Here is a 16767-nt window from a genome sequence, read left to right on the forward strand (position 1 = left end):
ATTTTTTAAACCTTAAAATGACTGTTATCGCATTCAAAAAAATCGTTTCCTTTATCGTCGGTAATAATAAAGGCCGGAAAGTTTTTAACTTCAATTTTACGCACAGCCTCCATGCCCAATTCGGGAAAATCAACCACATCCACACTTAAAATATTTTCTTTAGCTAAAATAGCAGCCGGCCCACCAATAGAACCCAGATAAAATCCGCCATATTTTTTACAAGCATCCTTCACAACAGAAGTGCGATTCCCTTTAGCCAGCATAATCATACTACCGCCATGTTGCATAAAAAGATCAACGTATGGGTCCATACGCTGCGCTGTAGTGGGGCCAAAACTGCCGCTGGGCATGCCTTCGGGTGTTTTAGCGGGCCCTGCATAATAAACAGGATATTTTTTAAAATATTCCGGCATAGACTTACCCTCGTCTAGCAACTTTTTAATTTGGGCATGGGCAATATCACGCGCCACAATGAGTGTTCCATTTAAAATGAGACGCGTTTTAATAGGATATTGCGATAACTCGGCCAGAACGTCTTTCATGGGACGATTAAGATTAATGACCACCGGTTTTTCCAAAGTGGGTGGGGTTTTTGGTAAATATTTTTCGGGATTTCGTTCCAGCTTTTCCAAATAAATACCTTTGGGTGTAATTTTAGCTTTAATATTTCTATCAGCCGAACAGCTCACACCAATTCCTACAGGGCAACTAGCCGCATGACGCGGCAAACGAATAACACGCACATCATGCACAAAATATTTACCGCCAAATTGCGCGCCTATGCCGCTTTCATTAGCTATAACATGTGCTTTCTTTTCCCATTCCAAATCGCGATAAGCCTGCCCTCCCGCATTCCCCTCTGTGGGCAAATAATCGAGCTCGCCGGCACTGGCTTGCTTCACCACCTTTAAATTGGCCTCGGCCGAAGTGCCACCAATAACAATAGCCAAATGGTAAGGTGGACAGGCAGCCGTGCCCAGTTTTTTAATTTCGTCGCGCAAAAACTGCGTAAGACTTTCTTCATTTAAAAGTGATTTATTTTTCTGAAATAAATACGATTTATTGGCCGACCCACCACCTTTGGCCAAAAACACAAAATGATATTCGTTGCCAGGCACCGAATAAATATCAATTTGCGCCGGCAAATTGGTGCCGGTATTTTTTTCGCTAAACATGCTTAAGGGTGCCAGTTGCGAATAGCGTAAATTTTCACTCTGATATGTTTTACAAATTCCTTTTGATAAAGCTTCACAATCATCCACATCGGTCCATACGTTCTGTCCTTTTTTAGCCATGATGATGGCTGTTCCTGTATCCTGGCAGGTAGGCAATTGCCCCTTAGAAGCCACAACCGAATTTTGCAAGAGCGTATGCGCCACAAAACGGTCGTTATCGCTAGCTTCGGGGTCTTTTAAAATTTTAGATAATTTTTCGAGATGAGCCGGACGTAAAAAAAACGAAACATCCTTTAAAGCTTCGGCAGCCAGTAACTCGAGTCCCTTGGGATCGATTTTAAGAATGGTTTTATCCTTTACCTTTACCGTTTTAATATAATCTTTGGTAATAAGACGATAAGCGGTTGGATCCTTTTTAATGGGGAAGGGTTTTTGATATTTAAACATATTCACCTCTTAACATTTTGCTCTAAGAAGTGAAGAAAAAAGCTTAAAACCTCATCTGCACCCCGCCCTGAATAGTTTTACCATCATACGAAACAGTAGGTTCTATACGTTTAGCCGGGCTTTTAAGATTTTTATTATGTTTGTGTACCAAAAGAGGTGTCATCACGGCATCCACCAAAAAAGCACTGGCAACAAAAGTAACGCCAAAACCAAGGGCAATGCCTTTAAACCCAAAATCATCGTCACCGTCAATTTTAAGCCCGGCAATTAAAAGAGGAACACCAACAGCCTGTTGAAAAATAAGCAACCCTCCCCATACAGGATGACCCGTGTAAATAAGACCATCCCCACCAATGGGCGACAAAGCCAAACCCCAACCTATACCTGTACTTAAGGGTTTAAAGGTATCGGTACGACTATCGTATTGTTTTTCGTAATAAGGAGCAGTGTCGTTAGGGTTTTGAGCAGGTATTATTTCAACGGGCGGATTTGTTACTACCGAAGATTCGGATTGGGTTACCGAGGGCGCTTCTTCTTGCTTTTTATCCTGACGCGATCTGTTTCGTAACGAAGGATAATCACCGGCAATTGCAACAGTAGCTTGTAAGAAAACTAAACCAAACAATACAATTTGCTTCATCATCACCACCTTGGGAATCTGCAATCGCTAAAACCTTTCCTATTTTAGCGATTGCAGATTCAAATATCCACATTTATTGCGTGCATTACAAGCAGTAATCAACCCATGCATCATTCATCTTTACTTTTTTAGATTCTCCTTCGGCGCAACGATATTTTTGTGAGTGCGAAAAAGCACGTGTGGTATGTAAGGCCGTGTCTAAACTTTCAACGGTTACGGTGCGTCGCGAATAAGTGCTAATACGAATATCGGCATCGCCAAAACCTTCCATAGATTCGTAAGCAGTATCGTGACGAAGAGAAATTGTCATATCACCACTAGCTAAATCATCAAAAAAATAATGATCTAAATCCAAGGTGTACGAACCATCATCACTGGTGGAAAACTGGGTCCAACCTGAAGCTCCGTCGGTAGTAGTATAAGAAACATCTACATAAAGCTTACCCAAATTTTTCTTAGTCCAGGTAAGCGATACTTCGGAACCCGGTTCCACAATGTCATCTTGAGCAGGCGTGATAAGTTCGGGAACACCTTGCGAAGAAAACTGCGCTGTGGTTTCTACACCATCCACATCTTTATAGATGAGGTAATAATCTTCACCTACAGCTGGTTTGTCTAACTTGGTTTTATAGGTTTCGCCAATATCTAAAAAGTTATAATCATAGCTCATGAGCGTATAATCTACAGGATCACTTCCTTCTTTGGTCCCTACTTTAAGGGTTTCACCCTGGTTAAGCTGAATACCTGTGCCATCCGGAATGGTTTTTAAAAGAGCCGTAGCGTCCACCTGGTCTTCATCATTATATTCATAAAAAGTACCGGTAATTTTAAGATCACTGGCTTTAGTTTCCTTTAATTCGGAACTCGTAATATTAGGGTTACAGGCTTGTGTTAAGCCCATAAGCGCCATAAAAACAGCCATTTTTGTCATTTTAAATTTCATCATATTTCTCTTCTCCATCAATAAGGTTAATTTGAACCCTTTTAAGCTTTGAGCAAAGCAAAGTGGAAAATGGGTAAATTTAAATTGAATATTAAATGGGCCCATGACAAATAAAGTTACCCATTTCAGCACGTTATCTTGTCAGATAAAGGAGAACACATGGACAAAGGGGACATTAAAACCCTTTACGAAAAATACGCCGGAGCCCTGCACGCCCAAGCTTTCAAGATTTTAAGAAACAAGGCTTTGGCCGATGAAGCACTGCAGGATGCGTTTATTAATGTGGTGCGCTATGGCGATTCGTTTAAGGGAGAATCTAGCCCTTATACGTGGCTATATAGAATTGTAACAAACTGCGCGCTCAGCATTATTAAAAAGAACAAGCCCATGGATGAATGGGATGAAAAAGATAGCCGGGAAACTGTTCCTGTATCGCGCTTTGAAAAAAAGGATGTTTCTCAGTTTTTAGATAAGCTTAAAGACGATGAAAAGCAGATTTTTATTTACCGCTATTTTGACGATTTGAAGATGGATGAAATTACCGCATTAACGCAACTTTCGCGCAAAACGATATTTAATAAATTAGAACGCGTGGAAGAGAAAATTAAGAGATTTTTTGGAGAGCATCATGAATAATAATCAATGCCCCAGCTCCTTTGCCTTGGAACTGTATGTTTTGGAAAATACAGGCGATGAGACCTTAAAAGATCATATAGCCTCGTGTGCGCATTGCCAAGAACAGATCGCGTCTATTCGCAATGAACAAAAGGCTTTTTTGGTTACGCATCCGTTTGAACCTTTTTATGAGAAGATAACCACCCCGTCGTCATCCCGGCGGAAGTCGGGATCCATCTTCGATTTCTTTTCACTCCCGTCTTTTCGATGGGCTTCCGGCCTGGTAATGGCCATGCTCGCTCTCTTCATCTTAAAACCTGTGCTATTTGAAAGTAAGGGTGTACGTTTTAAAGGCGAACCGGTAATTGGCTACTATATAAAAGAAGGCACTGAAGCCGTTTTAGGAAAACCCGGTGACCTTGTTTCTCCCGGAAATCAAATTAGGTTTTATGTAAACCCCGGTACTTACACGCATGTTGTGGTTTTGGGAGTGGAATCGGATGGAACCATCAATCGTTATTATCCCGATAAAGGCGACACCAATATTCCTATTCCACAAAATACACCCTACTTTTTTCCTGATAGCATTGTGCTCGATACTTCACCGCATAATGAGCTGATTATAGCGGTTTTTGGAGATGCTGATTTATCGTACGCTTCCGTGGAACAAAAATTAAAAAATATTCCAGGGCTTTATGACAGTATTAAAAAGAAAGAAACACCGGCTCTTAATAAATTAGGTTTAGTCACCTCGAGCCTTATCCTTAATAAGGGCGAATAATTGATGAAATACTGGCTTACATTCATTCTTTTCATAATTAGTTTTTCGGCCCACGCCGCCATTAAAAAATTTGCCATCATTGCCGGCAATAACACAGGAGGTTATGGCAAAGCAGCCCTGCAATACGCCGAAAAAGATGCCACCAGTGTTTACCAGGTACTCACAAGCCTGGGTGACTTTAATCAAAACAATGTGGTTTTTTTAAGAAACCAAGACGCCATTGCCTTAAACGATTCATTTAGTGTCCTGTCTAAAAACATCAAAAAAAGCACAGAGTCGGGAGATGAAGTTGTTTTTTTCTTTTACTACTCAGGCCATGCCGATAATAACACTCTGCGTTTAGGCGATAGCGTTTTCCCTAGCGATAAACTTAAAAATTTAATTAAAACCGTACCGGCTCAGGTAAAAATTGCTGTTATCGATTCGTGCCATAGCGGCAGTTTTACGCAAACAAAGGGAGGCACCAAAGCCGCTCCCTTTGAAGTGGTGGTGGATGATCAACTTAAAGTTTCGGGCGATGTTTTTATCACTTCCAGCACCGAACTTGAAACCTCGCAGGAATCGGACGAGCTGTCTGGATCTTATTTTACACACTATTTTACGGCTGGTTTAAAAGGAGCGGCCGATAGTGATCATGATAACCGCATTTCACTGTATGAAGCCTATCAATATGCCTACACACACACGGTACGTCATTCGGCCGAAGCTATAGGTCCCATTCAGCATCCCACGTTTTTGTACGAGCTTAAAGGCAAAGGCGATATTATTTTGGCCGATTTAACAAGCAAATCTTCTTATCTGTTATTTCCACCACCTCTTAAAGGCACTTTTTATATTTACGACCGTAACAGTCAATGGATGGTGGGTGAATTTGATAAAGAATCTGCGCAAAATATGAAATTTGCAGTTTCTCCCGGACGCTTTTCTATTAAACAAAAAGATGGAACTTTGTTTTACGAAAAAGATTTTGATGTGATTGATGGGCAAAGCTTAACAATAAGTATGACAGATGCCATTAAAAAACCGCTCACTCAGGGCGCCTTTAAACGCACACTTCAGTATAGTTATGCTTCGTCGGCTAAGGCTGGTGAAAAAGTTATTTTGCAAAAAGGCACCATTATCAAAGTTCGTTTGCTGGAAAATTTAAGCTCTAAAACCAGTTATATTGGTGAAAAAATTCACATGGAAGCAGCCACCGATGTACAAATCAACAATAAAGTGGTGATTCGTGAAAATGCACAGGCTATTGGTGAAATTTTAGACGTAGGTAAAGGCTTAAAAATTCCTCCTTTCCCCAACAGAAAAGGCATGCTCATCATCTCCATCCGCTTTGTAGAAGCTGTAGATGGCACCATGGTCCCGCTGTCCTCCATGTATGCCAAAAAAGGCAAGGGCGGCCGTTTGCAAAATGCAAAATACATCCGCGGCACCGAGTTTGATGCGTTTGTGGATGAAACAACTACACTCAATATCCCCTAATGCCTGGCCCTCTTCTTAGATGGTTTTGAGTTATTTCCACCAGCGTTAAATAATACTGGCACTTCTTGAAAAGATTCTTCACACTCTCTTCATGCTCAAAAAATTTATTTTATTATCCTTTGTGTTTGGAACATTTATTTCTTCAACAACGCATTCTATGGAAATCCATCCCAGTTTTTCTCTTTTTAGCGCTTCACAATTTGGCAATAACGATAACATGGGAAAATATGCTCCGGGCCTGGGTGTGGAGGCTTATGTGAGACTTTTTAGATTTTTTGGCACCGGTGGTGAATTTGTTTATAATTTTGGCCGTGATGATCGTAAGTTGGGCCAACTTAATTTACTAGCCGGACTTCATCTGCTGGATCCCGATAATGAAAAACTAGATGTGTATGTAAAAGCCGGTATTGGAGATGCCTTTTATACAGGGCAAAATAGCATAGTAGCCATAGGACGCCTGGGTACCGATTACTGGTTTATGCAAAAACTGGGAGTAACAGCAAGCGCTGGTGTAACCAGTGTCCTTAAGTTTAAAAACAGCGATGATTCTTTTAGCTTGGGGCAACTTAATGCAGGTGTTCGATTTAGATTTGATTAATTTTGTACCCCTCTTTTTCTTTTTTTCCTTCGCCAAGTAATGTCTAAAAATACTAAATAATATCAGTTATTTAAATAAATAAATGAACATGTTCAATTTTTTAATTGACAAATTCGAGCCTATTCTGTAAATATTTGAACATGTTCAAAAGTACAGGGATGGTCCTGATACTTTAAGAAAGGAAACACAATGGAATTAACAACAGTCAACAATACATTAAACCTTACCACTTTGGGTATATACTTAAGCATTAGCTTACTCATTACTGTTTGGGTGGCCAACACACTCTTCAAAAATGGTCGAGTCTTTTTGCTGGATGCTTTTAATAACAATATAGGCCTGGCCGATTCGGTAAACAAACTGCTGGTCGTGGGCTTTTACCTGGTAAACCTGGGTTATGTAAACCTGCGCGTGAGCCATATCTATATAGACAACTCGGTAGACTCCGTTCTTTTTTTAATGAAAAACATCGGCACGGTTTTGGTAGTGCTGGGCTGCATGCACTTTTTCAATATTTTTGTGCTGTCGCGCTTTAAAAATAAAAACGGTAAAAACACACTAACCCCGCAAGAGGCTTAAGAAAGGATTTTATGGATATCTTAACATTTAGTCTCTTTTTAAAAAGATTTGGCAGTCAAATGCTGCTGGTGGGAACGGTCAGCCTGGTGCTGTATATCAGTGCCAGCCGCTGCTTTAAGCATACTCTACCCCACAACAAACCTTTGGCCCGTTTTTTAACACGCCATTTTATAGGAGGTTATTTTGTGGCTGGCGCCGCCTATTGCTGGCCACGCTATTGGGAAAACTTAGAAGCTTATAGTGTAAAAAATATGGGACTTGCTCTATGGCGCAACATGGACGCTCTATTGGCAAGTCTTGCCTTTGCTTATATTTTATTGCTCCTCATCGCAGGACGGTTTAAGGAGTCTCATGCCTCGTAAAAAAGAAACACCCAAAGCACTTGAAACCAAAGAAGCACTGTTTGAATGTGCCATGCAGCTTTTTTTGGAAAAAGGCTTTGAAAAAACCACCATGCGTGAGCTGGCCGCTAAAGCGGACATGGCCTTGGGGGCCACCTATTATCATTTTGAGTCTAAAGAGGCCATTGTGCTGGAATTTTACCACCGCAATTTGGGTGTGATGGGGCAATTGGTCAATTCACTGGTGAATCAGAGCACAAGCTTTGAAACACGCTTTAAAAACTTGATGCGGGCGCAATTTGATTTTGCACTCCCTTACCGTAAAGTATTTCCGGTACTAGCCGGGCTTTCCACTAACCCCACACACCCGCTCTCGCCCTTTAGCACTCAAACGCAACCTATCCGCGAGGCTAGCATTGCCAATATTGAAAAACTCATTACCGGTAGCGACATTGTATTTTTTGATGAACTCAAACCTCATTTACCCACTCTCTTTTGGCTCTACCACATGGGGCTCATCTTTTTTTGGATTTACGACAATTCGCCCGATCAGCAAAAAACATTAAGACTCTTAGACAAAAGCTTTGGCATGATTGAATCCCTCTTAAAATTAAGCAAAAATCCACTCTTAGGCAGCATTCGCAAAAATATTTTAGCCCTGTTAGGCGAACTGTTGCCGTTCTCAAATGGGTCTTAAACCCTTATTTTTTAAAGCAACTTTTTATTGAGGCGTCCGATAATACTTTATGGGCAACGGGGATATTTCCTTACCAACTTATTCTATGCCGCCACAGCATGTGGCCGATGTTCCTATTGTAGACATAGAATTTACTAGTACTCAAACCACCGTGGTTCCCGCTAACAATAACCCCATGGTGTATGTTATCGACCAATTTTCTACCGCCGGAACGCCCAGATTAGCCATGGATTTACCTCATGGGTTTTTAACACTTATTAACCTGTTAACCATGGATTTAAACCACGATGGTGTAGCCGATGTTCCTGTAAGCAATACTATTGGTATAGCCACCAGACTCGATGACGCATCCTCCATATACGAAAACTTAGATCACATCTTCAGCACCCCACAACCCACAGGACTGGTCAATTTATCTATGGGACAACCAGGATTCCCTCTTCCACTTTTGTACTGGGATATATTGCCCTTAAGAATGCGCCCTGTAAAAAAACAGGATGATTATGTCGATTTTGCCTTAAAGCCACACGAAGCCGAGCGTTTAAGAATGCGTTTAAGTAAAGTTGAAGGGCTTGTAAATCATTCATTAAACAAAAAAAAATCACCAATCCGTTTAATTAACACAACGCTCATGCAAACCATGGAGAGGCTCAGCACTCAATATTCTTTTTTTCAAGCTGGTGGAAATGAAAGAGTGGCAGAAAATGATAAACACAAAAAAATAAATATTAAAGGCTACACCCAATTTTCACCCGCATGGTTAAGCAGCGCTCTGGTCGCCGTAGGCGGACTAGACGCAAACGGAAATCTGGATGATGAATCGGCCTATGCAAACGACGTAGGTGCCCCCTTTGAAGCCCGTTTTTCATTGGAAGTTTTTGCTGATGAAACCGGCAAACCACAAATACGATGGACTAATCAGTTAAGCGGTTTATCGGTTGTGACTGGTTTTATAGTTCCTTTAGAAACCGTCTATGCTGTGAGTATAAATCATACTGCCAGCAATCAACCCATGGTTTTTAATTATGGATACAATGTCCAAAATAGAGACCCCAGAGAAGCGCACATTACAACAAATGATAATGGAGTTTTTTTAGAAGATAGCGCCGGCCTTACACCTGTTACTCCGCTGTATCCATACGATTATGTAGATTTACCCGATGTTGTTGGTCAAGACCAACATAGTGTTGCTGCCTATCTGTATGCCAAAGATGCCAACCAAGACGGATTACCCGACATACCGCAAGAAGTTGTTGTAAGCGGCACGTCTTTTTCTACACAATACGCCGTTGCCCTGGCTTATTTAGTACAAACAGCTGTTCCACTTGAAACACGCAACACTTTAAACCCAGCCGAATTCGATGACCGGTTTGTAAAGGCCTTGCACATTCTTACCAGCGGAAAAATAACACCCGAGCTCATCAATCAGGATGTTATTGATGAGTTGGTACAACGTATTTACTATTAATTCCCTAAAATATTTGTGATAGAAGTAAAAAAGGAGCCCGTATGTCTTTTTTAGATACCGAATTATTAAAACAAGCCTCTCTCTTTTCGTCACTGGCCGATAAAGAAATTAAGGAACTCGCTTTTTTGTTTATGGAAAGCGTGTGCAGCGAGGGCGAAACTTTATTTGAATTTGGCGATACTGGCGATACGCTTTACCTCCTTGTGAGTGGCCATGTAGAATTATCGGTACGTGACCACACGGGGCAAAAAGTAATTTTAAAAGTAGCTAATCCCGGCGATTTATTTGGTGAGCTCTCTCTCATGGACGGCGGCCCCCGCACAGCCACAGCTACGGCACTGGAAGATTGTGTATTAGCTTCCCTCACGCATGATAACTTTATTGCTTTTTTACAACGAAAACCCGAAGCCGCACTCGATTTATTATCGGTACTTGCCGGTCAAATCCGTCAGGCCAACGATTTAGTACGCGGCCGTGTGGCCCGCAATGCCAACGATGAAGCCATCGAAGACTTTACACGCGGCCAAAAACTGGCCAATTTTATCTCCGATTTTAGTGGCAGCATGCCGTTTCTATTTCTTAATGCCCTCTTTTTTACAGCATGGGTAATAGTAAATCTGGACCTCATCCCTGGCATTCCGGCGTTTGACCCCTATCCGTTTGGTTTTCTCACCATGGCCGTATCGCTAGAGGCCATCTTTTTAAGCATCTTTGTACTCCTCTCACAAAATATTCAGGCCGCTAAAGATAAAATTAGAAGTGATATTGAATACGAAGTAAATTTAAAAGCCGAACTGGAAATCACTTACCTGCACGAAAAAGTAGACCGCATGAATGATGAAATTCTTAAGCTGTTGCGCAAAAAGAAATAATATACCCCAGCTCCTAACGGCCTGAAATGCATTGTTAAATCGATGGCCTGTGGATAAGTTTTTCTTGACCAATCAGGGGGGCAATGTTACCCACTCACCCCTCATGGCAACTAATATAATGGAAGAAATCGTAAGTTTGGCTAAACGCCGTGGCTTTGTGTTCCAAAGTAGCGAAATCTATGGAGGAATTAACGGTTTTTGGGATTTTGGACCCATTGGCGTGCGCCTTCGCAAAAATGTGAAAGATTCGTGGTGGAATGCCATGGTGAATTTTAGGAACGATGTAGTAGGCGTAGATACCTCCATTATTGCGCACCCCACAACCTGGAAAGCTTCCGGACATGTTGACTCGTTTTCAGACCCGATGGTGGATTGTAAAAAATGCAAAGGTCGATTTCGCGCCGATCAATTAGCCGACCAACCCTGCCCCGAACGCCCCAGTAAAAAAGTGGGTGAATGTGGTGGTGAACTGACGGAAGCAAGAGCTTTTAATTTGATGTTTCAAACCTATGTGGGTGCTAACCAAGAAGCAGCAAGCATTGCCTATTTGCGGCCTGAAACCTGCCAATCTATTTTTACCCAATTTAAAAACGTACTCACTACCTCGCGCCAAAAAGTGCCTTTTGGCATTGCGCAAATTGGCAAAAGTTTTAGAAACGAAATTACTCCTCGTAACTTTATTTTTCGTTCACGCGAGTTTGAACAAATGGAAATGGAATTTTTTATTAAACCCGGCCCCGGTGAAGATACCAAATGGTACGAATACTGGAAAAACGAACGCATGAACTGGTTTTTAAGCCTGGGTGTTAAAAAAGAAAAACTGCGCTTTAGAGAACATGAAAAAGACGAATTAGCGCATTATGCCAAGGGTTGCGTAGACGTGGAATATGAATTCCCCATGGGTTTTAGTGAATTAGAAGGCATTGCCAACCGCGGTGCGTATGATTTAACGCAACACATGACGCACTCCAAAAAAGATTTTAATATTTTTGATGAAGCCACCAAAGAACGCTATGTACCCGCTGTTATTGAGTGCTCGGCCGGTGTGGATCGCACTTTATTAACCGTGCTTTGTGACGCGTTTGATAAAGACACCGTTGGCGGCGAAGAACGCATTGTATTGCGTTTTGCGCCCCACATGGCACCCTATACTTTAGGTGTATTCCCGCTTTCCGGCAAACTGTCGGAACCCGCCATGAAACTGGAACAAGATTTGCGCAAAAAATTTGCAACCGAATATGATGATAGCGGCTCTATTGGCAAGCGCTACCGCCGCCACGATGAAATTGGCACACCTTTTTGTGCCACGTACGATTTTGAATCGGAAACCGATAAATGCGTGACTATTCGTGAACGCGACACAACCAAACAAGAAAGAATTTCGATCGATAAGATTGAACAGTTTTTAAATGACAAATTGAAGAGGTAACCCCTCCCGACCTCCCCTTAATCTAAGGGGAGGGGAAAGAAAGCCCTCCTCCCTTAAGTTAAGGGAGGAGACGGAGGTGGGTTATATTTTATGGCAAAAAAGAAAATTAAAAAAACATCCAAACCTAAAAAAGTAGTATCTTCTAACAAAAAAACCTCCAGCAAAAAAATGGTGTATTTTTTTGGCGGTGGCAAAACCGAAGGCAAAGTAACCATGAAAAACTTGCTGGGTGGCAAAGGTGCTAACTTGTCCGAAATGGTGGGCTTGGGCATTGCCGTTCCTGCCGGTTTTACCATTACTACCGAAGTGTGTACTGCTTTTTACGCCAACAATAAAAAATACCCTGCCGAACTTCGTAAGCAAGTAGAAGAAGGTTTGGCTAAAACCGAAAAAGTGATGAATGCCAAATTTGGCGATGCCGAAAATCCCTTGCTCGTTTCCGTTCGTTCGGGAGCCCGAGTATCTATGCCCGGGATGATGGACACCATTTTAAACTTGGGCTTAAACGATACCACTGTGCAAGGTATTATTAAACAAAGCGGTGATGCCCGTTTTGCTTATGACAGCTACCGCCGTTTTGTGCAAATGTACTGCAACGTGGTTTTGGGCGTAAAACATTCTAAATTAGAAGACATTATCACCAACATGAAAGCTAAACGCGGTATTAAAGAAGACACCGACGTAAAGGCCGATGATTGGAAACAGATTGTTAAAGAATTTAAAGAACGCATTTTATCCATTACTGGCAAACCCTTTCCGGAAGATCCCAAAGAACAACTCTGGGGTGCTATTGGCGCTGTATTTAGTTCATGGATGGTTCCCAGGGCCATTGAATACCGCCGTATTTATGGCATTCCCGAAGAATGGGGAACTGCTGTTAACGTACAGTCGATGGTGTACGGCAACATGGGTAACGATTGTGCTACAGGCGTTGCCTTTACCCGCGATCCTGCCACCGGCGAAAAAGTATTTTTTGGTGAATACCTTATTAACGCCCAGGGCGAAGATGTGGTGGCCGGCATTCGTACACCTCAGCCTATCAACATTATTGGTAAACAAAGAAGCGGCGTAAACTTGCCTTCCATGGAAGAAACATTGCCCGAATGTTATCAGGCACTGGTTAAAATTTATAAAAAACTCGAAGCACATTATAAAGACATGCAAGATATTGAGTTTACCATCCAAAAAGGCAAAGTGTGGATGTTGCAAACTCGCAATGGCAAACGCACAGCCCAGGCTCAGGTTAAAATTGCAGTAGACATGGCCAAAGAAAAACTCATCACAAAGGAAACAGCCATCTTGCGCGTTGATCCTGCAGCCCTCGATCAGCTGTTGCACCCTACTATTGATCCTAAGGCTAAAAAGAATGTAGTAGCCAAAGGCTTACCCGCTTCTCCCGGTGCCGCTACAGGTATGGTGGTATTTACTGCCGATAAAGCTGTTGAACTTGCAGCCGAAAAAGTAATTTTAGTACGCGAAGAAACGTCTCCCGAAGATATTCACGGCATGAACGTAGCCCAGGGTATTTTAACAGCCCGTGGCGGCATGACAAGCCACGCCGCAGTGGTAGCTCGCGGTATGGGGAAATGCTGTGTAGCCGGTTGCGGCGATATTCATGTGGATGCCGAGAAAAAAGAATTTCATGTAGCGAACCAGGTTGTACGCGAAGGCGATTGGATTACACTGAACGGTTCAACAGGTGAAGTAATGTTGGGTAAAGTAGATACCATTGAGCCTCAACTTTCCGGCGATTTTGGCATTATTATGAAATGGGCCGACGAGTTCCGCCAGCTCAATGTACGCACTAATGCCGATACGCCTCACGATAGTAAAGTGGCCCGTAGTTTTGGTGCTGAAGGTATTGGTTTGTGCCGCACCGAGCACATGTTTTTTGAAAGCGACCGTATTGATGCCGTGCGTGAAATGATTTTGGCCGATAGCACCGAAGGTCGTAAAAAACCCTTGGCTAAAATTTTACCCATGCAACGCGGCGACTTTAAGGGCATTTTCCGTGAAATGAAAGGGCTACCGGTAACCATCCGCTTGCTCGACCCTCCTCTTCACGAATTTTTGCCTCACACCGATGAAGATATTAACGATTTGGCTCAAAAAATTGGTGTGGATGCCATTATTCTTAAACGCAAAAATGCAACCTTGCATGAATTTAACCCCATGCTGGGTCACCGTGGTTGCCGTTTAGCTATTACCTTCCCTGAAATTTACGATATGCAAGTACGCGCCATTATGGAAGCAGCTTGCGAACTGGTCATTGAAGAAAATTTTAAAATTATTCCCGAAATCATGATTCCCTTAGTAGGTCATGTGAAAGAATTGGCTATTTTACGCAACAACGCCATCCGCGTTTGCGAAGAAGTGCTGAAAGAAAAGGGTGTAAAAATTAAGTACCTCATTGGTACCATGATTGAGTTACCCCGTGCGGCTATTACAGCCGATGAAATTGCCCAAGAGGCCGAGTTTTTTAGCTATGGCACCAACGACTTAACCCAAACTGCTTTGGGTATTTCTCGCGACGATGCTCAAAAATTTTTACCGGCCTACGTGGAACAAAAAATTTACAAGACCGACCCGTTTGTATCCCTCGATCAATCAGGTGTGGGCCAGTTGATCAAAATTGGTGCTGAAAAAGGTAGATCTACCCGTCCCGATATTAAACTAGGGATTTGCGGGGAACATGGCGGCGATCCCGAATCGGTTATTTTTTGCCATGGTGCAGGGCTCGATTATGTGAGCTGTTCTCCCTACCGTGTGCCTATTGCCCGCTTGGCTGCAGCCCATGCGGCCTTAAAAAACCCACGGAAAATGAAGAAGAAATAAAACTTCCAGGCCCCTGAAAAGGGGCCTTTTTTTTGCCCTCTCCCGTGCTACAATAGAGGCATGGATTTTGTAACTCATTTACTGCTTGCCTTTATCCCTCTTTTTGTAGCGGCCGATCCAGTAGGACTAGCCGCTATGTTTGCCGCCATGACACGACACATGACCGAAGACCAAGCGCGCAAAGTAGCTATTCAGGCTGTATTTACAGCCTTTGGCGTGGGGCTTGGTTTTATGTTTTTAGGGCAAGCTATTTTTAGTGTGGTAGGCATTACCGTGGGCGATTTTCAAATTGCGGGCGGCTTGGTACTTTTCTTTTTATCGGCGCAGGATCTTTTAGGTTATACGCATGCTCCTACCGAAGATCGTGATGATATCGCGATTGTGCCCCTAGGCATGCCGCTCATTGCGGGTCCTGCCATGATTACAGCTCTTTTATCGCTTTCTAAAACTGTTGGGCTATTCCCCACTCTTACTGCCTTAACCGCAATTATGATGCTTACAGCGCTGCTTTTTATTAAAAGCCGCCTTCTTAAAAAAATAATAGGCGTTAAGGGACTAAAAGCCTTTTCTAAAATCATTCATTTGCTTTTGATTGCCATTGCCGTGAACATGATACGCCATGGTATTGAAAACTTCATCCGCCAAACACCGTAACTAATTAGATTAAAAAACAATTGTAAAAGCCTCTAAAATTATCTATGCCTGATCTCTCATGAAGCACTTCAAAACAGGCGTTTTGGTTTTTACACTTTTTACGGCAGTGGCATGTACCAAAAGCAGCGATATTTTTCCGGACGTACCGGTAGATGTAACCGCCGATGATTTTGAAATTCCTAACCCCATTGCCATTATTAACGACACCGTTAACACTCAACTTATTGTTGTTAATTCTAACGTCGATTTCTTTTTTGATGGTGGCTCTATAACCACTTTTGACGTCGATGGCACCGACCCCGATAATCCGGTTTTAACTCCTACAGCCGCTTTGGCTACCGCCAACTATGCAGGAAATGTTGTATTTGATGGTGCCAGTCTTTATGTCCCCTTTCGCGAACATGCTGAAGATGATGAAGAATCAGACCGTTTAGCCAAATATACTATTGGATCAGCCTCTATTACATTAGATACCGAAACCACCACTGCCAAAAACCCTTTTGGTATTGCCCTTTCTGCGGGCGGTTTGTTAACGGTAGTATGTGATAACGAACTCGATATTTATAACACCTCGCTTGAAATTCAAAACACGGTAGATTTAACAACAGCCGATGATGCCGGTCTTGCTGATGCTACGGCTCTGTATGTTGAAAACGTAGCCATTGATGATGCCAATAACCGTGCTTACATTACCAACCGATCTGATCGTATGTTTGTAGTGAGTTTAGATACCAATGCCATTACCCATGTAATAGACGGCCCTGAAAATTCCCGTTTTATTGTAAACGATGGTTCCAATTTTTATGTTACCGATGGTAACGATGCCTCCCTCTGGATTCTAGACCCAACTCTACTCCCAGCAGCAGCCGATCCTGTAGAAGTAGTTGATGATTCCGAAGTGTTTGTAGACGTTATGGACTTAGGTGCTGCTCCCAATGGGATTTTAGTAGATACCGCAACTAACCGCATTTACGCCACCAATTCTAACGATAAAACTCTATCGGTTTTTGATTTAACCACACATAACGAATTGGCCCGTATTTCGCTGGATGAAGACGATACCGATTTAGATGATGTGAGATTTCCACTAGCCCTTGCAACTGGCACTTTTGATGGTACCGATTATATTTTTGTATCAGGTTTTGAAACCAACAATATTGCTGTTATTCGATCGGATACTCTAAAATTGGTAGCTGTTTACGAATAACAAAAGA

General features: G+C 42.4%; 16 protein-coding genes. 13 read left to right on the forward strand and 3 right to left on the reverse strand.

What is annotated here, in order from left to right; genetic code table 11:
* Nucleotides 1-5: 5 nt before the first annotated feature.
* The 3 genes from K1X76_05825 to K1X76_05835 form a co-directional block, all read right to left on the reverse strand.
* On the reverse strand, nucleotides 6-1622 hold the full coding sequence (locus K1X76_05825; protein MBX7148586.1) for a fumarate hydratase: 1617 nt from the start codon (nucleotides 1620-1622) through the stop codon (nucleotides 6-8).
* A gap of 43 nt (nucleotides 1623-1665) precedes the next feature.
* Complete coding sequence (locus K1X76_05830) at nucleotides 1666-2286, reverse strand: hypothetical protein (protein MBX7148587.1); 621 nt, start codon at nucleotides 2284-2286, stop codon at nucleotides 1666-1668.
* A 61-nt stretch (nucleotides 2287-2347) separates the two neighbouring features.
* On the reverse strand, nucleotides 2348-3208 hold the full coding sequence (locus tag K1X76_05835) for a hypothetical protein (protein ID MBX7148588.1): 861 nt from the start codon (nucleotides 3206-3208) through the stop codon (nucleotides 2348-2350).
* A gap of 156 nt (nucleotides 3209-3364) precedes the next feature.
* Here K1X76_05835 and K1X76_05840 point away from each other — a divergent pair, with 156 nt between their 5' ends.
* The 13 genes from K1X76_05840 to K1X76_05900 all read left to right on the forward strand — a co-directional run bounded on the left by K1X76_05840 (nucleotide 3365) and on the right by K1X76_05900 (nucleotide 16760).
* Nucleotides 3365-3841, forward strand: coding sequence for an RNA polymerase sigma factor (locus tag K1X76_05840; protein ID MBX7148589.1), 477 nt, complete (start codon nucleotides 3365-3367; stop codon nucleotides 3839-3841).
* A complete protein-coding gene (locus K1X76_05845) occupies nucleotides 3834-4601 on the forward strand; it encodes a DUF4384 domain-containing protein (protein ID MBX7148590.1) in 768 nt (255 codons plus the stop codon). Before K1X76_05840 ends, K1X76_05845 begins: the two co-directional genes overlap by 8 nt.
* Nucleotides 4602-4604: 3 nt before the next feature.
* A complete protein-coding gene (locus K1X76_05850; GenBank protein MBX7148591.1) occupies nucleotides 4605-6080 on the forward strand; it encodes a caspase family protein in 1476 nt (491 codons plus the stop codon).
* 91 nt (nucleotides 6081-6171) lie between these two features.
* Nucleotides 6172-6678: a hypothetical protein gene (locus tag K1X76_05855; GenBank protein MBX7148592.1), complete on the forward strand. Its 507-nt coding sequence runs from the start codon at nucleotides 6172-6174 to the stop codon at nucleotides 6676-6678.
* Between the two features lie 189 nt (nucleotides 6679-6867).
* Entirely contained in the window at nucleotides 6868-7257 is a 390-nt protein-coding gene (locus K1X76_05860; protein MBX7148593.1) for a hypothetical protein, read from the forward strand.
* 11 nt (nucleotides 7258-7268) lie between these two features.
* Nucleotides 7269-7619: a hypothetical protein gene (locus K1X76_05865; protein MBX7148594.1), complete on the forward strand. Its 351-nt coding sequence runs from the start codon at nucleotides 7269-7271 to the stop codon at nucleotides 7617-7619.
* Nucleotides 7609-8295 carry a TetR/AcrR family transcriptional regulator gene (locus K1X76_05870; GenBank protein MBX7148595.1) on the forward strand — a complete coding sequence of 229 codons (687 nt, stop codon included), beginning with the start codon at nucleotides 7609-7611 and terminating at the stop codon, nucleotides 8293-8295. Before K1X76_05865 ends, K1X76_05870 begins: the two co-directional genes overlap by 11 nt.
* 49 nt (nucleotides 8296-8344) lie before the next feature.
* The gene (locus K1X76_05875) at nucleotides 8345-9763 is read left to right on the forward strand and encodes a hypothetical protein (GenBank protein ID MBX7148596.1); all 1419 of its coding nucleotides are present in this window, start codon (nucleotides 8345-8347) and stop codon (nucleotides 9761-9763) included.
* 41 nt (nucleotides 9764-9804) lie between these two features.
* On the forward strand, nucleotides 9805-10635 hold the full coding sequence (locus K1X76_05880; GenBank protein MBX7148597.1) for a DUF1003 domain-containing protein: 831 nt from the start codon (nucleotides 9805-9807) through the stop codon (nucleotides 10633-10635).
* Nucleotides 10636-10738: 103 nt separating this feature from the next.
* Nucleotides 10739-12064: a glycine--tRNA ligase gene (locus tag K1X76_05885; protein ID MBX7148598.1), complete on the forward strand. Its 1326-nt coding sequence runs from the start codon at nucleotides 10739-10741 to the stop codon at nucleotides 12062-12064.
* Nucleotides 12065-12154: 90 nt separating this feature from the next.
* The gene (ppdK, locus tag K1X76_05890) at nucleotides 12155-14899 is read left to right on the forward strand and encodes a pyruvate, phosphate dikinase (GenBank protein ID MBX7148599.1); all 2745 of its coding nucleotides are present in this window, start codon (nucleotides 12155-12157) and stop codon (nucleotides 14897-14899) included.
* Between the two features lie 60 nt (nucleotides 14900-14959).
* Nucleotides 14960-15553, forward strand: coding sequence for a MarC family protein (locus tag K1X76_05895; GenBank protein MBX7148600.1), 594 nt, complete (start codon nucleotides 14960-14962; stop codon nucleotides 15551-15553).
* A 58-nt stretch (nucleotides 15554-15611) separates the two neighbouring features.
* On the forward strand, nucleotides 15612-16760 hold the full coding sequence (locus tag K1X76_05900; protein ID MBX7148601.1) for a hypothetical protein: 1149 nt from the start codon (nucleotides 15612-15614) through the stop codon (nucleotides 16758-16760).
* The last annotated feature ends 7 nt before the right edge of the window (nucleotides 16761-16767 follow it).

The organism is bacterium (assembly GCA_019695305.1).
Taxonomy (GTDB): domain Bacteria; phylum UBA10199; class UBA10199; order UBA10199; family JAIBAG01; genus JAIBAG01.

Coding starts and splice junctions, on each gene's coding strand:
- K1X76_05825 (MBX7148586.1), bottom strand. CDS start 1,622: ATGTTTAAATATCAAAAACCCTTCCCCATTAAAAAGGATCCAACCGCT.
- K1X76_05835 (MBX7148588.1), bottom strand. CDS start 3,208: ATGATGAAATTTAAAATGACAAAAATGGCTGTTTTTATGGCGCTTATG.
- K1X76_05840 (MBX7148589.1), top strand. CDS start 3,365: ATGGACAAAGGGGACATTAAAACCCTTTACGAAAAATACGCCGGAGCC.
- K1X76_05845 (MBX7148590.1), top strand. CDS start 3,834: ATGAATAATAATCAATGCCCCAGCTCCTTTGCCTTGGAACTGTATGTT.
- K1X76_05850 (MBX7148591.1), top strand. CDS start 4,605: ATGAAATACTGGCTTACATTCATTCTTTTCATAATTAGTTTTTCGGCC.
- K1X76_05855 (MBX7148592.1), top strand. CDS start 6,172: ATGCTCAAAAAATTTATTTTATTATCCTTTGTGTTTGGAACATTTATT.
- K1X76_05860 (MBX7148593.1), top strand. CDS start 6,868: ATGGAATTAACAACAGTCAACAATACATTAAACCTTACCACTTTGGGT.
- K1X76_05865 (MBX7148594.1), top strand. CDS start 7,269: ATGGATATCTTAACATTTAGTCTCTTTTTAAAAAGATTTGGCAGTCAA.
- K1X76_05870 (MBX7148595.1), top strand. CDS start 7,609: ATGCCTCGTAAAAAAGAAACACCCAAAGCACTTGAAACCAAAGAAGCA.
- K1X76_05875 (MBX7148596.1), top strand. CDS start 8,345: ATGGGCAACGGGGATATTTCCTTACCAACTTATTCTATGCCGCCACAG.
- K1X76_05880 (MBX7148597.1), top strand. CDS start 9,805: ATGTCTTTTTTAGATACCGAATTATTAAAACAAGCCTCTCTCTTTTCG.
- K1X76_05885 (MBX7148598.1), top strand. CDS start 10,739: ATGGCAACTAATATAATGGAAGAAATCGTAAGTTTGGCTAAACGCCGT.
- ppdK (MBX7148599.1), top strand. CDS start 12,155: ATGGCAAAAAAGAAAATTAAAAAAACATCCAAACCTAAAAAAGTAGTA.
- K1X76_05895 (MBX7148600.1), top strand. CDS start 14,960: ATGGATTTTGTAACTCATTTACTGCTTGCCTTTATCCCTCTTTTTGTA.
- K1X76_05900 (MBX7148601.1), top strand. CDS start 15,612: ATGAAGCACTTCAAAACAGGCGTTTTGGTTTTTACACTTTTTACGGCA.